Here is a 17,612-nt window from a genome sequence, read left to right on the forward strand (position 1 = left end):
TCGAAGGAGCCCGCACCAACGGCTGGAAACAAGCACTCGGAGCCCTCGCCCTCAACTACCCCGACCGCATCAACCCCTACCTGTAAACCCGCCACATACACAGAAATCTTGACAAGCTCCGGTTGGCGCGGCGCCAACAAGGCTGCCTCCGAGAGTCGGCGGTGCGCCTCCGAAGTGGAGATGCGCCACCGCACCGACAGCACTTCTTTCCACGTTTTGGCGCCCATCTGCTGCGGAGTGGCCTCCACCTGCAGCCGGGCCAACATTCGGTGACTCACCGACGGCAACTGGCACCACAGCGTTTCGAGCTCATCCAACGACTCGACCAACTCGTGGCGGGTCAGCAGATCGACTTCGCAAGCGGCCACGTCGTCGTATGCAGCACGCAGCGCGGCAACCTTGGCCTGCAGCTCGCCACCCGACATACTTCGAACATACATTCGACCACCGACAGATTACGGTCTCCCCGAGACTTGACGTTCAGAGCATCTCGTAATCAGCGGGATCGGGCCGGTTGGTCCACCGCCAGTAGTCCGCGATGCGGAAGCCGTAGAGCGTGGGCACGGTGCCTGCCGAATTCTTGTAGTAGCTGACTACTTTCGGATGCGTGTACACCATCGTCTTCAGCCGTTCCTGGTTCCGGCGGTTGTAGTCGGTGCACACCTCGGCGCGCACCGTCGCCCGCCGCACCTGGCCGGCGATGATCAGGTCGATACAGCCGAGGATGTAGCGCATCTGGCATTCCGAGTTGTAGATGATGCTCGCGCCGTTGACCGCGTTGGTGCCGGGCCCGTACATGCAGAAGAAGTTGGGGAAGTCCGGAACGGTGATGCCGAGGTAGGCGTACGGTGACTCGCCCCACGCATCGTTGAGCGCGAGGCCGTGCAGTCCCCGAATGTCGATGGGGCCCAGCTGATGATTGACGTCGAAACCGGTGGCCCACAACAGAATATCGGCGCGACGGTGCACACCATCGCTGGTGGTCACACCATCGGCGGTGATCTCAGCGATACCGTCGCGGATGAGCTCGACGTCGTCTCGCTGAAGCGTCGTGAGCCAGGTTCCGTTGTCCTGCAACATCCTTTTGCCCATCGGCGGGTAGTCGGGGATAACCTTCGCCAACAGGTCGTCGTCGTCGGTGAACACCCGCATCCACGCGATCAGCATCTCGCGGACAGCGTGGTTCGCCTCACCGCACGACAGCCCGCCGGTGTCCCATCCGGCGTCGACCATCACCCTGTCCTCGGCGGCGTCGGTGAGAGGCCACCACGACAGGAAGCGCAACCACCTTCCGTAGTAGGGCAGGTGGCGGATCGCCCACCTCGCGCCGTCGGGGATCGGGTCGTGATACGTAATGTTCGGCGCCATCCACTGCGGTGTGCGCTGATAGACGTCCACCCGCTCCGTGCGGTCGGCGATGGCAGGGACGAGCTGGAAGCCGCTGGCTCCGGCACCGATCACCGCTACCTTCTTACCGGTCAGCTCCACCTCGTCGCGCCAGTCCGCAGTATGGAATGACGGTCCTCTGAAGTCCTTGGCGCCCTTGATGTCCGGTATAACCGGGGTACTGAACTGACCGACTGCGCAGATCAGCGCCCGAGCGTGCAGTTCCTCTTCGGCGCCGTCCGAGGGGCGGATGGCGACACGCCAGATCGACTCCGCATCATCCCATGTCGCCGAGGTGACTTCGGTCGAGAAGCGCGTGTGGGTGGCGACGCCGTGTCGGTCCATGACATCTTCGAGGTAGCCGAGAATCTCGGGCTGCTCGGAATAGTAGTGAGTCCAGTGGTCGGTGGGCTCGAACGAGTAGGCGTAGTACTGGTTGGCGATGTCGACGCGGCAACCCGGATAGCGGTTGGCGCGCCACGTGCCGCCGACGCCATCCTGCTTGTCGACGATCGTGAATGGAATTCCGGCCTGCTTCAACTTGATTCCCGCCAGCAACCCGGCTTCGCCGCAGCCGATGATCACCACCGGAAACGTGCTGCGTTGCTCGACGGTCGATTCGAGCCGGGGGCCTGCTTCGTCGGCGTCGGAGAGCCTGAGGTCGGCGGCGACATAGTCGACGTAGTCCTCGGTGACCTGGCCGGCCGACATCACGTCGAGCATGAACCGCATCTGTTCGGCGTCGGGAATGAACGGCGGCGGACAACCGCGGTCCCGGTACTCACGGACGATGTCGAACGCACGGTCACGGACGGTCTGCTTGTCGGCCTCGTTCATACCGCCCTGGAGATCCATCGGGATGAGCATGAACGGCCTGGGCAGTTCGTCGAGCAGGGACAGATCGCTGGTCATGTGCACCATCGACATCAGCAACGCGGGCACGCTGGCTTCGGCGATCGCGGTGCGGATGGCGTCGTCGGGGGTGTCGAACGGCAGTCCGAGGAGTGCGTCGGGGGCCAATCGGCGCGCCACGTCCCCGAGAACCTCGTTGTCTCCCATGCGTCGTAATGCTAGCGTTTGGCTGGACACATAACAATGAGTGTCCAGTCTCGATGTCAGGGGTGACGCGATGACAACTCTTCAGGTCCGCCGCGTACGTTTCGACTTCAGCGGGGACGACGTGCCGTTCAACTGGAACACGCAGCGCCCGGCGTTTGCGATGCAGTGCAACCTCATCTCGTTCTTCGCTCCCGGGTTCGAGAAGTTCATCGTCGATGCCACCCGCGAGGGGTTGCCACTCATCCGCGACCCCGAGATCGCCGAGGAAGCCGAGGCGTATCTGCGTCAGGAGGCCCAGCACTCAGCTGCGCACGCCGCCCACATCCGCGCTCTGACCCGGCGGTGGCCCGGGCTGCGGGACACCATGGACGAGGTCACGGCATCGTTCGATCACTTGACCGCGACCAGACCGCTGGCGTGGCGGCTGGGTTACACCGCCGTGATCGAAGCGACGTTCACGCCCTACTTCAAGGTGTTCCTCGACCATGAGGACAAGCTGTTCGCCACCGGTGACGAAAGGGTCGCGTCGCTGTTCCTGTGGCACTTCGTCGAGGAGATCGAGCACCGCAGTTCGGCTATCAAGGTTTACGACGCCGTGCACGACAGTTATCTGTACCGGCTCAGAACGATCGGCGGCGTCGTGAGACATCTCGATGAGATCCTCGGCATCATCTCGCGGGGATTTCGTATGCATGTACCAGCCGGGGACGGCGGGAGTTTTGCGGAGCTGCTCCCAACGGGTCTGTCTCCGAGCGCATTACAGGCAGCGCGGCGTGCGGCGCGTGGGCTGTGCGGTCCGGCAGCGGCGACGTACGCCGGTGTGCCCAGACGCGAACTCCTCGCCATGGTCGTCGGCCTCCTACGCTCGCAAGGGCCGGGTCACGACCCGGCGACCGAGCACCTCCCGGCCTTCGCGAGCCGATGGTTCGATCGGTTTCACCGCCAGCCCGGGAGTGTGTCTCGCTGGTACTCGGCGGGACAGGAGTAGACCGATGACCGACCAGCACATGGAAGTCCCTGCGTTCTCGTTCGATTCGGGTGGTGGTATCGACGAGGTCTTGGCGCCGGTCCGAAAGGCATCCGAGACGGCCACAGCGCAGCTGCCGTTCGTGCGATCGATGACCCGGCGGGTGCTCGACCATCTCGCGGACAAGACCCTCGACGTCGGCGACAGCGTGGCAATGGTGCCCGCCGACGTGTTCACGAGCAGACAGCGCCACGACGCCGACCGGGCGATGATGCGGCGCGTGCCGCATGTGATCGCGTGGGCCGGAGAGATACCGGAGGCAGGCGACTTCACCACCAAGGACGTCATGGGCACCCCGGTACTGCTGGTCCGCGACAAAGACGGTCGGGCAAGAGCTTTCGCGAACGTATGCGCGCATCGAGGCGCGCAAGTGGCGCAGGGCTGCGGGCGTGCCACTCGATTCACGTGCCCCTACCACGCGTGGAGCTATGACCTCAGCGGACGGCTGGCCACGGTTCCGGGCCGACGGATGTTCGACGGGGTCGACCTCACCGAACTCAGACTGCGGCCCCTTCCGGTCAGCGAGCAGGCCGGCCTGATCGTCGTGGCCATCGACGACACGGTCGAGGTGGAGGGCTTCCTCGACGACGCGCGCGACGACCTGACAAGCTTCGGATTTGACCGCTATGCCCATGCGCAGAGCACAGTCCTTGCGCTGCGCGCGAATTGGAAGCTCGCCGTGGACGTCAACTTCGAGGGATACCATTTCCCGTTCCTGCACAAGGACACACTCGCGCCGATCGTCACGAACAACTCGGTGTTCGACGTGTACGGCATTCATTGCCGGTGGGCCTTCCCGTTCCGCAACATCGAAGATCTACGCGATGTCCCGGAGCATGACTGGCCCGAGCGTTTCAGTGGCTCGGTCGTGTACGGGATCTTCCCGAGCTGCGTTCTTGTCGAGTCGCCGGTCTCTACGCTGATGCTGCGAATCTATCCCGGAGATGATGCGGGGTCGTGCGTCGTCCACATGATCGGCGGCGCGCTCCAACCCATGGCGACCGACGACGACCGGCTGCTGGCGCGAGCGGGATTCGACGGTGCCACCGCGGTGCTGCGCGACGAGGACTTCCCGGCCGCCGAAGCATGCCAGCGTGGCGTCGAAAGCGGCTTACAGAACGTGATACTCGGCCGGTCGGAACCGCTCGTCCAGCATCTACACCGACAGTGGGATGCCGCGATCACACCGTGAGCATCTCCGTGGCGAATGAGGTTGCGTGATGGCCAGACTCGGGAGCGAGCTGGCACGCGTGGATCCCGAGCTCCGGCGACTCGCCCGCCTCCTGCCCGGCGGCTACGCGCTGCACCGCGGGCTGAGGCTGCCGCGAGCACTGATGAACCTCGCTGGAAGGACGGGACGGCTGGCACGGGTGGATGCCGTCACCGTCAACCCCCACGTCGCGATTCGTCTCCACCAGCGGCCCGAGCTCTCAGAACCCGGACCCGCGCTGCTGTGGATCCACGGCGGCGGAACGGTGATGGGGTCCGCGGCTCAGGAGGACGGTTTCTGCCGAAAGTTGATGAACTTCACCGACATTGCGGTGGTGGCCGTCGATCACCGGCTCGCACCCGAGCATCCCTACCCAACACCACTGGAGGACTGTTACGCGGCGCTGATCTGGCTGGCGCGGCAGCCGTGGGTCGACCCCACCCGCATCGCGATCGGCGGTGCCAGCGCAGGCGGGGGACTCGCGGCGGCCCTCGCGTATCTGGCCCGTGACCGCGGTGACGTGGCACCGGTCCTGCAGATGCTCGTCTACCCGATGCTCGACGACCGCACGGGCGCCGACGACCCGGCGGTTCGGGTCATGTGGTCGGGTCGCGACAACGTGATCGCCTGGCGCTGGTATCTCGGTTCGGCCGACCCCGCCACCGCGGTCCCGGCCCGTCGTACCGACCTCAGCGGACTGGCACCCGCGTGGGTGGGTGTCGGCGATCTCGATCTCTTCCATGACGAGGCGCTGGCCTACTCGGCTCGATTGCAGGCCGCGGGTGTCCCTGCGCACGTGCACGTCGCCGGCGGCGCCTTTCACGCGTTCGACATGATCTCGCCGAACGCCGTTGTGTCACAGCGGTTCTTCAGCAGCCAGTGCCGCGCGCTGCGCGCCGCCGTCGGTGCTACAACTCTGTGACGTGCCCGCCGTCCACGAGCCAACGGCGGTCCAGCCGGACGTTCTCCAGCATGCGGCGGTCGTGCGTGACCAGCAGCAGGGCCCCGTCGTAGGTGTCGAGCGCCTGCTCCAGCTGTTCGATCGCGGGAAGATCGAGGTGATTGGTCGGCTCGTCGAGCACCAGAACGTTGGTGCCGCACGCCTGTAGCAGCGCCATCCCGGCGCGGGTCCGCTCACCCGGTGAGAGATCATCCACGGCTCGTTCTACATGGTCGGCCCGCAACCCGAACTTCGCGAGCAATGTGCGGACGTCCGCCGTCGGCCAGTCGGGCACTCGCTGCTCGAACCGGTCGACGAGCCGCTCGGAACCAGTGAAATAGGCTCGGGCCTGGTCGATTTCACCGATCGCGACGTTGGCGCCGAGGCTCGCGCGGCCCGAATCGGGAAGCTGACGGCCGAGAAGCAGGCGCAGCAGTGTCGACTTGCCCGCGCCGTTCGGGCCGGTGATGCCGACCCGTTCACCCGCGTCGACCTGAAGGGACACCGGTCCCAGGACGAAATCGCCCTGCTGCACAACAGCATTGGCCAGCGTCGCCACGACCGAGCTCGATCTCGGCGCGGATCCGATGGTGAACTGCAGCGTCCACTCCTTGCGAGGCTCCTCGACCTCCTCGAGGCGAGCGATCCGGCTTTCCATCTGCCGCACCTTCTGCGCCTGCTTCTCGCTCGACTCCGTCTGTGCCCGGCGCCGGTTCTTGTCATTGTCGGGGGCCTTGCGCATCGCATTGCGCACACCCTGGCTGGACCATTCCCGCTGAGTGCGGGCGCGCGCCTCCAGATCGGCCTTCTTATCGGCGAACTCCTCGTACTGCTCGCGACGGTGACGGCGATTGACCTCGCGCTCTTCGAGATAGCTGTCGTAGCCACCGCCGAACACTGTCGTCCTGTTCTGCGCCAGATCGAGTTCGAGAACCCGGGTCACCGTGCGCGCCAGGAATTCTCGGTCATGGCTGACGAGCACCACGCCTCCGCGCAGATCCTGCACGAACTGCTCGAGCCGGGCGAGCCCGTCCAGGTCGAGATCGTTGGTCGGCTCGTCGAGCAGGACGATGTCGAAGCGTGACAGCACCAGTGCTGCGAGTCCCACCCGTGCCGCCTGCCCGCCCGACAGTGCCGTCATCGGTGCGTGGGCCGCATCGGCATCCAAGCCGAGATCGGCCAGCACCGCAGGCAGACGCTCATCGAGATCTGCTGCGCCGGTGGCTAGCCAGTGATCCAACGCGGCGGAGTACGCGTCTGCGCTCGCGGAGGAATCGGTCAACGTCTCGGCGGCGGACTCCATGGCTTGCGTCGCGGCGGTGCATCCCGTGCGGCGCGCGATGTATGCGGCGACGGTCTCCCCGGCCACCCGCTCGTGTTCCTGGGGCAACCAGCCGACGAAGGCGTCGGCCGGCGCGAGGCTGACCGAGCCGTCGAGGGGCTCCAGATCACCGGCGAGGATGCGCAGGAGCGTGCTCTTGCCTGCACCGTTGACGCCGACCACGCCGATCACGTCGCCCGGCGCCACCGTCAGGTCGACACCTTCGAAGAGGGTGCGGTGGGCGAAACCGCCCGCCACGTTCTTCGCGACGAGTGTTGCGGTCATGCGCCCATCGTCGCACCCCGGATCAGATCCAGATCGCCAGCACTTCCACCGGCTTCACCGACATTCCGTGGCGGCCGATGTCGTAATAGATCAAGGTGCGAAGCTCTTCGGTCTTGATCGTCCAGCCGTTGATGTTCGAGGTCTGGCCCACGCCCAGCACGACGTCACTGGATGGCGGCGGAGCGATCGTTCCCTGCTCGTAGTAGATCTCGCCGGTGGACTCGACGACCGCAAGATTCAGTTTCGCCGGCGAGGTCTGGAACGGTACGCCGTCTGTCCGCCCGCAGATCGCCATCGGAATGCCCTGGCCTTCGAAGTCCGCACTGATCAGACACCGGATCTGCCCAGCCATGACCCGGATGGTCTGATCGGCGCCGGCAGCGGCGGCCAGCGGAGCAGACAGGCACGCGCCGAGTACGGCGAGTGCAGCCGACCCGGCGGCGAAGGAACGAATCATGCGGTCTCCCCGGTGAGAGCGTCTCCAGAACGCGATGCTCTCACGGAGGCGACGGTCCGCATCGCGGAATCGGCGTGAGCAATTTGCTTACCCCGCAGGTGAAGGTGGTTCCCCTCAGTCAGAGCGGCCCAAGGCCCCACTTGCTGATGATCGGGGCCACCAGCGACGCGTGCACGATGCGCCCGAACACGTCGTCGCTGTGGGCGTACAGGATGGCCACGGCGGCGACGGTGCCGTCGGGCATCCGGGCGTACACGGGCGCGCCCGAATCGCCGAGGTCGTCCCACGCTCGGAACGACACCTGGGTCTCGGTAATCGAGGTGATCGGACCGCAGGACAGTCCGGTGCGCGCGCCGGACTTGCAGAGCTGCGGCTGCTCGCGGCGGAGGTCGTCGGCGGTCATGACGCGGGACACCCGCATCGCGTCGACGTCACTCACAAGCGGGACCGAGCTCCCGGCGAGGTCGACCAGGCCGATGTCGTGCACTCCGGGCACCACTTCCCACCGCACGTAACGCCCGATGACGCGATCACCTGTCGGGGTGCGCTGCAGCACGGTGTCGTTGACCGGATCCCGGCGGCAGTGTCCGGCGGTGAGCATGCCGGCAGATCCGGCGGGGGTTCGCACGGTGAAACCCGAGGTGCACTGGAAGGGCTGCCCATTGGGCGCGAGAACGGTGCTGACCAGGAATGCTCCGGGACTTGCGACCGGATATTCGCCGAGAGCCTGGGCGGCCGGCGCCTGGCTGAAGGTGAACGCGGCGAGCGCGGCTGCCGCGCCGGCGAGCATGGATCGGATTCGCATCAACATCCTTCGTCCCGGGTCGGTGCATCGCCGTCGGTGGCGGTGAACTTCAGGAGCCGCTCGGTCGACTATTACGAAGGCCCCCGACCGAGGCAAGTTCCGTCGTTTCACTACCCGGCGTAGGCACGCAGAAACGCCTCCGCTCCGGCAAGGGCCCTGTCGCGGATCTGCGATGGCGAAATGTCCTGCGATGCGAACATGCCGCGATCGAGATCAGCGCCGAACGCGAGGAACGCGAAATGCTCGGCCAGCAGCCGCGGGTCCGCGGGGCGAAGACGTTCCTGGCGGACGAGGTCGTCGAACAGCTCGGCCAACGCATGCATCACCGCTTCGGGCGCTCGCCGGCGATACTCCGTCACCAGGTCGGGGAACCGGTGGGACTCCATCACCAGCAGTCGGCGCAGCGGCAGCACCCTGTCACTGAGGACTGATTCCGCGAGCCGGGCGGCGATCTCCGGAAGTTCGGCCAACGGGTCGCCGACGCCGCGCACGTGACGGACCAGTTCTCCGCTGAAGTCCTCGGCGACCGAGATCGACTGCAGGATCGTCGCCCGAAAGAGTGTCTCCTTGTCGCCGTACAGGTTGTAGATCGTGCGTTTGGCGATACCCGCGCGTTCGGCGACCTGGTCAACCGAGACACCCTGGAATCCGAGCTCGAGGAAGATGCTCGCGGCAGCGGTCAGGATCAGCTCCCGCGATCGCGTCACCCGGGGATCCTCGGCACTGGCCGGCATGCACCCTCTCCGTCGTTCGTAGTTGCACAACCGCTGTCGACTGCTTACTGTACGCACAAGTGCAATAGTGCACTGGTGAGTGCAGGAGTTGAGATGGCGAATACGCGACCGACCCTCGACCGCGGCGCTGCGGTCACCCGCAGTCTGCTGGGCTGGGGCGTCGTCGCGGGCCCGTTCTATCTCCTGGTCGGGGTCATCCTCGGATCGACGCGGCCAGGCTTCGACTTCACCCGCCACGCTCTGTCGCAGCTGATGCTCGGCCAGTCCGGCTGGATTCAGCGCGCCAACTTCGTCCTGACCGGGATCATGGTGATCGCCGCGGGTACCGGGATGTTGCGGGCGATACGCAGTGGCCGTGGCCTGGCGATCGGTGCACCGGTTGTCGCGGCGGGGCTGGCTTTGGTCTCGGGCGCCGTTTTCGTGCCGGACGCGGTCAACGATTTCCCGCCGGGCACGGCGACGGATGATCCGACGACGAGCGGGATTCTGCACTTACTCTGCGGCGCAGTGCAGTTCGTCGCCATCGTGGTAGCGGCATCGGCCTACGCGCGATGGAACAGCACCCGCGGGCGTTCGGGGCGTGCCGCCGTGAGTGCTGTACTGGCTGCCGGCATTCTCGGCGGGTTCGCCGCGGGAGTCGCCCTGGCGCAGCACCCCACCGGCATCGCGTTGATCTGGCTTGCTGTTCTGTGCGAGTGGATCTGGCTCGCGACAGCGTCCATACAGATCTACCAGTGGTCTCCACACCCGCTGGGCGAGGCCGGCCGCTAACCCGCAACGACCCCGTTGACGAGCGCGCCGACACCGTCGATCTCGATCACGATGCGGTCGCCGTCGTGGATCCTGGCGCTGCCACCGGGCGACCCGGTGAGGATCACGTCGCCGGGCAGCAGCGTGGCGAAGCCGGACAGGTACTCGATGAGGAACGGGATGCCGTACGTCATCTCGGTGGTCGAGGCGTGCTGGCGAAGCTCTCCATTCACGCTGCAGCGCAGCGTGATTCCGGAGCCGGGGTCGACATCGGTCTCGATCCACGGTCCGATCGGGCAGAACGTGTCGAAGCCCTTGGCGCGGGTGGGGTGCGGGTCGCTGCGTTGCAGATCGCGGGCGCTGACGTCGTTGGCGCAGGTGTAGCCGAAGACATAGTCGAGAGCGTCATCGGCGGACACCGCTCGTGCCGTGCGACCGATCACGACGGCGAGTTCGGCCTCGTGCTCGACGTGGGTGCTCAACTCCTGCGGCGGCAACACGATGTTGTCGCCGCTGCCGACGATGGTCGTCAGCCCTTTCATGAACACCGACGGGCGGCCGTTGTGTCCGTACCCCATCTCCGAACGGTGCGCTGCGTAATTCCGCCCGAGGCAGAAGATCTTGGACGGCGTGACAGGTGGGAGCAGCCGGATCTCGGCCAGTCCGTATTCGGCTCCACCGCGGGGGCAGTCGAACGGGCTGCCGACCAGTACCTGGACCGAATCATCACCGACCACGCACCAGTGGATGATGTCGTCGATCGCCGCACGGCCGTACCTCATCCGCGGCCCACGACATTGCGGATCACGTAGGGCAGCGTGCCGCCATGGTGCAGATATTCGATTTCGTTGTCGGTGTCGATACGGATGTGCAGGTCGATGGTGTTCCTGCGGCCGCCGGTGCCGAAGATCTCGAGCCCGACGGGATTGAGTCCCACGGTGATCCGGTCGAGGCCGCGCAGGTTCAGCGTCTCCGACCCGTCAAGTGGCGGCACGGGATCGCCGGAGTCGAACTGCAGCGGATAGATGCCCATGCCGATCAGGTTGCTGCGGTGGATGCGCTCGTAGGAGCCGGCGATGATCGCGCGCACGCCGAGCAGCGCAGGGGCTTTCGCGGCCCAGTCGCGACTCGAGCCCGCTCCGTAGTTGTCTCCCGCGACGATGACCAGCGGTGTGTCGCCGTAGGTCGCCGCGGCGTCATAGATCGGCAGCACCCGCGTGCGGTCCGCGGTGTGAGCCCACGCACCTGAGCCACCTTGACCGGGCGGCAACAGCTGGTTTCGCACCGCAGCGTTCGTAAAGGCCCCACGCACCATCACCTCGAAATTGCTTCGCCGCGTCGAGTATTGATTGAAGTCTCGGGGTTCGACGCCAGCGCTGCGCAGGTAGTCGGCCGCGGCGCTGTCGCGGGGGATGGCGCCTGCGGGGGAGATGTGGTCGGTGGTGACGTTGTCCCCGAGGCGCAGGATCGCCCGTGTCGCCATCACGGCAGGCACATCCGGGGCGGTGCGGCTGACATCCTCAAGGTAGGACGGCCGCCGGATGTACGTGCTGTCCGGCGACCAGCGATAACGAAGCGTCTGCTGACCATTCAGTTCGTGCCAGGCGGGGGTGCCTTGCCGGATTTCTCGGGTGTTCTTCGCGAACATCTCGGGCTGCAGGAACTCCGACGCGCATTGGGCGATATCGGCATCGGAAGGCCAGATGTCGGCGAGGTGGACCGGCCGGCCCTGTGGGTCGTGCCCCAGCGGGTCGCTCTCGAAGTCGTGTAAAACGTTGCCAGCCAACGCATAGGCGACCACCAGTGGCGGCGATGCCAGATACCCGTACTGAAGTCGAGGGTGTACCCGGCCCGGAAAATTGCGGTTGCCGGACAGCACCGCAGCCGGGGTGTAGCCCTGGGCGACCAGCTCCTCCATCCGCGGATGCAGCGGCCCGGAGTTGCCGATGCAGGTCATACACCCGTATCCGACGGTGGTGAAGCCGAGGGCACCCAGGTCGTCGAGAAGGCTTGCGTTCGAGAGATATTCGGTGACCACCCGTGATCCGGGGGACAGTGTCGTCTTCACCCACGGCTTGACGGTCAATCCGCGCCTGGTGGCGTTGCGGGCCATCAGTCCGGCAGCGATCATCAGGGCAGGGTTGGCGGTGTTGGTGCAACTCGTGATGGCGGCGACCGCGACGGCGCCGGCGGGCACAGGTTCCCCGAAGACGGGGTCGTCGTCGCCGGCAGGAGTCGCCGTCTCGACGGCGGCCCGGAACGATTCGGCGACATCGGCCAACGGCACCCGTTGGTGTGGCATCGTCGGGCCAGCCAAGGTCGTCTGCACGGTGGCGAGGTCGAGCGTGAGCTTCTCGGTATACCGCGGTGTTGGTGAATCCTCGTGACAGAAAAGGTGATTCGTCGTCAGGTACTCGCGCACCAGACGGCAGTGCTGCGGCGTACGGCCCGTCGCGGCCAGAAAGCGCATCGACTCGTCGTCGGACGGGAACAATGCGACGGTGGCACCGTATTCAGGCGCCATGTTCGAGATCGCGGCCCGGTCAGCCCATCCGAGCGCACGGGCCCCGGCACCATGGAACTCGACGAACTTATCGACCACACCGTGTGCGCGCAGCATCGCGGTCAACGTCAGCGCGAGGTCGGTGCCCGTGACGCCGGGTCGCAACCGTCCAGTGAGTTCGACGCCCACCACGGTGGGATAGGCAATCGTCACGGGTTCGCCGAGCATGGCGGCCTGGCCCTGGAGTCCGCCGACACCCCATCCGAGGATGCCGATCGAATTGATCATCGGGGTGTGGCTGTCGGTCGCCACCAGCGTGTCTGGGTGCAGTGTGGCGGGCTCTGTCGTCGAGTCGATCCACACCGCGGTGGCCAGAGATTCCATGTTGACCTGATGGATGATCCCGGTGCCGGGCGGAATGACGCCGAAGCCGTCGAGTGTGTTCTCGGCCCACTTGACGAAGCGATAGCGCTCCTCGTTGCGACGGAAGTCCACCGCCAGGTTCAGTTCGACGGCGTCCGGACGGCCATAGTGTTCGGCGATCACCGAGTGGTCGACGGTGAGATCGACCGGAATCGCCGGCTGCAGTGCCGCGGGGTCGCCGCCGAGGTCGGCGACCGCGTCGCGCATCCCGGCGAAGTCGGCGAGGGCGGGGAGACATGTGGTGTCGTGCAACATGATTCGGTTCGGGTGTAGCGGAACTTCGCACGAGGTGTTGTCACCGCGCAACGTCGCCACGAGGGCGGGCAACGATCCCGGCGAGCACCTCGCGATGTTCTCGACCAGTACGCGGATCGAGTACGGCGTGGTCGCGAGTTCGCCCGCGGACAACACGCGGTCCAGCGGCAGATAGCGGAAGCGTTCGCCGTCGACCGATAAATCGGCATAGGTGCCGTCAACGACCACCGCGTACATGACGTCCAGTTTGTACTAATTGGCGAATAAGTACAAGAGTGGATCAGCTGTGTGGATCGTGCGGGATCCCGGTTTTCAGCTCGCGGACGACGTCGAGGTGGGAGTACATGAATGTCGCAGCAGCCTCGGTGTCCCCGCCTTCGAGGAGATCGAGCAGCTGCAGATGCTCGGACGCCTGCGTCACAAGACGAGACCGATCGGCCTGGTGGTTGTACTCGATCATGCGACGCATGCGGTTGATGCGGCGTACGGCGTCGGCGAGGTAGGCGTTCCCCGAGCACTCCGCGATCATTTCGTGGAACGTGGCGTTGTACCGGAAAAGCTCACTGCGCGAGAGCAATATGGCGTTTCCATGCAGCAGGGACTCCTGCTGGCGCCTGTGCACGTCGAATGCGGCCTGGTCGATCGTGAAGGTGGGTTCGCGCAACCCGGCGGGTTCGATGATCAGGCGGAAGCGGTAGCTCTGGTCGTGGGCCTCGTTGGTCGACAGCGTTCGCACGAACTCCCAGCCGCGGGCAGCTCGACGGCGGATCAGGTCCTCGGATTCCATGCGGGCCAGCACGAGACTGGCCTGGCGGCTGGTGAGCCCGTACCGCTGACACAGGTCGGTGGTGGTGAAGTCGTCGACGAACCGCCCGCCGAGGTGGTCGTCGATGATGCGGAAGTAGAGCTGCTCGTCGGCGTCATCCTCGGTGTGCAGCGCCGCCCGGGCCAACTCGGTGGCGGGCATCGCGAGGTGAAAGCCACGTCGCGGTGTCCGCTCGACGAGTCCGATGTCCGTTAGGTACGTCAGCGCCCGACGCGCAGGCGTACGCGAGATATCGAGTTCGTCGGCAACCCACTGCTCGGTGAGATGCGCCCCCTCGTCGAGACCGTGGGCGCGGATGAGGTCGACGACCCGGGCGGCCATGGCCGTCGGAGACACGCGCGTGGACAGCAATCCGCTGCTCTTTGCGCTGTTGGGGGGCATGGCACCTCCGAGCCCGTCGGGAGTTTTGCACTTCGAGCGCCGATGGTACAAGCGATCGCGACGGCTCTGACGGGCTGAAAGTGCGTGTCCAGCAGACGGCCTTGACATCGGATGTGATGCAGCCCATATTGTACTAGTTCGCATAACAGTACAAACAACGACCGCGCGGCGCTGGAGGTCAACCGGTTGACAGGGCGACCAATTTTGGAGCACACTGCGTAACAGCGCCACATCGTGAGCCAGTTCACATCAAGGGTCTCAAAGCGGCGATGCGTCTCAGAGCAGGAAGGTCATCGCGATCGTGTTCACCAACTCCATGCGACGCCGGTCGAAGCCGGTTGCGGTACTCGCCGCAGCTGCCGCGGCGCTCGCGCTGACATCATGCGGAGCCGTCACCGACTACTCCGACGTCCAGCCGGAACTGCCCGACTACTACCCGGCGGACTATGCGGCGCTGGTCGAGGCGTCCAAAGGCGAGGGTGGATCCCTGACGATCTACTCCAACACCGACCAACAGAGCTGGGCCCCAATCATCGACGCTTTCCAGGACAAGTTCCCGTGGGTCGGCAGCATCAACGCGACCAACCTGGACTCCGACGAGGTGTTCCAGCGCGTGCTGTCGGAACAGGCGATCGGCCAGGACTCGGCCGACATCGTGGTCAGCAATGCGGCCGACGCGTGGGCCGACTTCGCCGACCGGTCCGACACGTTGGTCACCTACACGTCGCCAGAACTGGGCCGTCTTCCGGACTTCGCGCAGCCGATGCCGAACGTCTACACACTGTCGGTCGACCCGATTTCGATGGTCTACAACACCGCGCTGGTGCCCGAAGACGAGGCACCGACGAGCATCGCCGACCTGGCCGCCAAGGTCACCGAACACCCCGAAGATTTCAACGGCCAGATCGCCGTGCGAAACCCCAAGGGCGCCTTCGGGTTCACGGTGACGCGCGCGTTCGTCGAGAACGACCCCGACGTGGCGTGGGCTGAGTTGGGCAAAATCCTGCCGTTCTCCAAAAACGAGACCTCGACGGGCGGAATGGTCGAGAAGGTCACCTCGGGGGAGTACACCGTCGGCTTCTTCATGGGCTCACCGGCCTTGACCGCCGAAGTGCGCACAGGCGGCCTGATCAAGGCTGTCTTCCCCAGCGACGGAACGCCGTTGTTGCGCCGCGGTGTCGGCATCGCCAATGGCGCACCCCACGAAGCCACCGCGAAACTGTTCCTCGACTTCGTCATGTCCGAAGACGGACAGAAAGCGGTCTCCGAAGGCGGCCTCACCGCATACCGCGACGGTGTGAGCCGCGCTGAAGATGGCGTGGCGACGTACTCCGAGGTCGTCGAGTCCGTCGGCATCGACAACACGATCTTCGTCCCGTACACCAAGGCCACCGACGAGGAGATCGACGCCTTCTCCGAGCGCTGGCAATCCCTGCAAGCCGGCTGAACCTGAAAGCGACACATCACCATGACCCTTGCGACTCCACCAGACGTCTCGTCGCCGTTCGTCCGGCCCACGCCAGGAGAACTCGGCAGCCCCCGCTATCGCCGATTCCGGAACATCGGCCGCGACAGCCTGATTCAGTACGCCGTCCTCGCGATCCTCGCAGTGTTCGTCCTGGCGCCGGTCGTGCCGACCATCTACCAGTCCGTGATGGACCGGCCGCTCTACGAACTCGGCGGACTGTTCACGCTCGACAACTACTCGCGACTCTTCACCGAAGCCGGGTTCGGTGACGTCATCGTCAACACCGTGCTCTTCGCCGGCTTGACCGTGATCCTCGCCCAGCTGTTCGCGGTCCCGATGGCCATCGTCGTCACCCGCACGAAGCTGCCCCTCGGACGGCTCGTCGCCGGTTCGATGAAGTGGCCGTTCTACATCTCTTCCCTGCTGCTCGGGTTCGGCTGGATCATTCTCTACGGGCCCGGCGGTTTCGTGAGTGTGCAAGCCCGTGAACTACTCGGCTTCATCCCCTGGAACCTGTACTCCATTCCCGGAATGGCGCTGACGGAAGCCGTCGCGCTCGCGCCCATCGCGTTCACCTTCTGCGTCGGCGCCCTCAATCAGTCGGACAACTCACTGGAGTCCGCCGCACAGGTCTGCGGTGCGGGTCCGGTGCGGATCCTGTGGTCGGTCGTCATCCCGATGCTGAGGCCGCCGATCGTGTACAGCTCGGTGCTGATCATCTCGATGTCGATCGAGACCCTCTCGGTGCCCCTGCTCTACGGCATGCCTGCAGACATCACGGTGTTCTCGACGTTCCTGTACACCAACGGACTTCAATCGATCGACCCCGACTACGGCGTCCTGGGCGCGGCCTCGGTGCTGATCCTGCTCGTCACCGTCGCGCTCGTCGCCATGCAGTCGAAGCTGCTCAAGAACTCGCAGCGCTTCGTGTCGGTCCGCGGCAAGGCCACCCGCCCCCGCGTGTTCGACCTGGGCTGGATCAAGTGGATCTCCGTAGCCTTCATCTTCGTCTACCTGGTCATCGGAGCCCTGCTTCCCCTGGGCGCGTTGATCTTCCGCTCGTTCACGCTCGTCCTGACGCCGCTGAAGTCCCCGTTCTCGACGCTGACCTTCGAGAATTACCGGCCGATCTTCAGCTACACCTCCTACTACATGTCGATCGTCAACAGCATCGTCATCGCACTCGTCGGCGCGGTGGTGATCAGCGTGCTGGCCGTGCTGGCGGTACTGGTCGCCCGACGATCCGACATGCGGTTCAACAAGATGGTCGAGTACCTCTCGCTCGCCCCACAGGCCATGCCCGGCCTCATCGTCGGTATCGGCTTCTTCTGGGCGCTGGCGTACTCGCCCGGCTGGCTGTCCGGTCTGCTGTCCGGGACGATCTGGATCCTGGTGATCGCCTTCGGTTTACGGGCACTGCCCACCGCCTACGGCAACATCTCACCGCTGCTCATGCAGATCGGCGAAGAGCTCGACAACGCCGCCCGAGTCACCGGAGCCGACTGGTTCCGCACCTTCACCCGGGTGCTGGGCAAGCTGATCCTGCCCGCCTTCGCCGGCGCCTTCATCCTCGTCTTCGTCACGATGATCAAGGAGTACTCGCCCGCGGTGTTCCTGGCCAACTCTCAAACCAACGTCATCGGAACCACGGCGCTGCAGCTGTGGGCGGAGGGCAATGCCGGTTCCGTCGCCGCGCTGGCCACCGTGCAGATCCTCATCACCATCGTCTTCGTCTCGATTGCCACCCGCCTCCTGAAAGGTCACACCTCGAATGCCTAACCT

General features: G+C 65.4%; 14 protein-coding genes and 1 pseudogene. 6 read left to right on the plus strand and 9 right to left on the minus strand.

The genetic code is table 11. The features are described 5' to 3' along the window. Window positions 1–113: 113 nt before the first annotated feature. Window positions 114–440, minus strand: a pseudogene (locus tag P9A17_RS33230) (DUF222 domain-containing protein); the annotation flags it as partial. Window positions 441–480: 40 nt separating this feature from the next. Beyond that, complete coding sequence (locus tag P9A17_RS00010) at window positions 481–2,445, minus strand: NAD(P)/FAD-dependent oxidoreductase (protein ID WP_278036542.1); 1,965 nt, start codon at window positions 2,443–2,445, stop codon at window positions 481–483. A 70-nt stretch (window positions 2,446–2,515) separates the two neighbouring features. On the opposite strand from P9A17_RS00010, the gene P9A17_RS00015 reads away from it, so the two are divergent. From P9A17_RS00015 to P9A17_RS00025, 3 genes are read left to right on the plus strand one after another with little or no spacing between them, the layout of a single operon-like run. Further along, window positions 2,516–3,433 (plus strand): metal-dependent hydrolase, encoded by a 918-nt coding sequence (locus P9A17_RS00015; protein ID WP_278036543.1) that lies wholly within the window; start codon window positions 2,516–2,518, stop codon window positions 3,431–3,433. Between the two features lie 4 nt (window positions 3,434–3,437). Continuing rightward, on the plus strand, window positions 3,438–4,664 hold the full coding sequence (locus P9A17_RS00020; RefSeq protein ID WP_278036544.1) for an SRPBCC family protein: 1,227 nt from the start codon (window positions 3,438–3,440) through the stop codon (window positions 4,662–4,664). A gap of 28 nt (window positions 4,665–4,692) precedes the next feature. Beyond that, window positions 4,693–5,604: an alpha/beta hydrolase gene (locus P9A17_RS00025; protein ID WP_278036545.1), complete on the plus strand. Its 912-nt coding sequence runs from the start codon at window positions 4,693–4,695 to the stop codon at window positions 5,602–5,604. On the opposite strand, the gene abc-f is transcribed toward P9A17_RS00025, so the two are convergent. The 4 genes from abc-f to P9A17_RS00045 all read right to left on the minus strand — a co-directional run bounded on the left by abc-f (window position 5,591) and on the right by P9A17_RS00045 (window position 9,224). Next, complete coding sequence (abc-f, locus tag P9A17_RS00030) at window positions 5,591–7,228, minus strand: ribosomal protection-like ABC-F family protein (RefSeq protein ID WP_278036546.1); 1,638 nt, start codon at window positions 7,226–7,228, stop codon at window positions 5,591–5,593. The genes P9A17_RS00025 and abc-f overlap by 14 nt on opposite strands. Before the next feature lie 22 nt (window positions 7,229–7,250). Next, window positions 7,251–7,685 carry a hypothetical protein gene (locus tag P9A17_RS00035; RefSeq protein WP_278036547.1) on the minus strand — a complete coding sequence of 145 codons (435 nt, stop codon included), beginning with the start codon at window positions 7,683–7,685 and terminating at the stop codon, window positions 7,251–7,253. 118 nt (window positions 7,686–7,803) lie between these two features. Further along, a complete protein-coding gene (locus tag P9A17_RS00040; protein WP_278036548.1) occupies window positions 7,804–8,490 on the minus strand; it encodes a hypothetical protein in 687 nt (228 codons plus the stop codon). Between the two features lie 110 nt (window positions 8,491–8,600). Then, entirely contained in the window at window positions 8,601–9,224 is a 624-nt protein-coding gene (locus P9A17_RS00045) for a TetR/AcrR family transcriptional regulator (protein WP_278036549.1), read from the minus strand. Between the two features lie 93 nt (window positions 9,225–9,317). On the opposite strand from P9A17_RS00045, the gene P9A17_RS00050 reads away from it, so the two are divergent. Next, entirely contained in the window at window positions 9,318–9,995 is a 678-nt protein-coding gene (locus P9A17_RS00050) for a DUF998 domain-containing protein (RefSeq protein WP_278036550.1), read from the plus strand. Here P9A17_RS00050 and P9A17_RS00055 read toward each other — a convergent pair. Genes P9A17_RS00055 through P9A17_RS00065 form a run of 3 tightly spaced genes read right to left on the minus strand, consistent with a single transcriptional unit; the run spans window position 9,992 to window position 14,362 of the window. Continuing rightward, window positions 9,992–10,756, minus strand: a complete 765-nt coding sequence (locus tag P9A17_RS00055; protein ID WP_278036551.1) for a fumarylacetoacetate hydrolase family protein — start codon at window positions 10,754–10,756, stop codon at window positions 9,992–9,994. The genes P9A17_RS00050 and P9A17_RS00055 overlap by 4 nt on opposite strands. After that, window positions 10,753–13,392 carry an aconitate hydratase AcnA gene (gene acnA, locus P9A17_RS00060; protein ID WP_278036552.1) on the minus strand — a complete coding sequence of 880 codons (2,640 nt, stop codon included), beginning with the start codon at window positions 13,390–13,392 and terminating at the stop codon, window positions 10,753–10,755. The genes P9A17_RS00055 and acnA overlap by 4 nt, the downstream gene beginning before the upstream one ends. 43 nt (window positions 13,393–13,435) lie before the next feature. Beyond that, on the minus strand, window positions 13,436–14,362 hold the full coding sequence (locus P9A17_RS00065; protein WP_278036553.1) for a GntR family transcriptional regulator: 927 nt from the start codon (window positions 14,360–14,362) through the stop codon (window positions 13,436–13,438). 301 nt (window positions 14,363–14,663) lie between these two features. On the opposite strand from P9A17_RS00065, the gene P9A17_RS00070 reads away from it, so the two are divergent. Further along, window positions 14,664–15,809 carry an extracellular solute-binding protein gene (locus P9A17_RS00070; protein ID WP_278036554.1) on the plus strand — a complete coding sequence of 382 codons (1,146 nt, stop codon included), beginning with the start codon at window positions 14,664–14,666 and terminating at the stop codon, window positions 15,807–15,809. A gap of 21 nt (window positions 15,810–15,830) precedes the next feature. Further along, a complete protein-coding gene (locus P9A17_RS00075) occupies window positions 15,831–17,609 on the plus strand; it encodes an iron ABC transporter permease (RefSeq protein ID WP_278036555.1) in 1,779 nt (592 codons plus the stop codon). Window positions 17,610–17,612: the final 3 nt, after the last annotated feature.

Origin of the sequence: Mycobacterium sp. 236(2023) (genome assembly GCF_029623955.1) — a bacterium.
In the GTDB taxonomy this organism is placed as follows: domain Bacteria; phylum Actinomycetota; class Actinomycetes; order Mycobacteriales; family Mycobacteriaceae; genus Mycobacterium.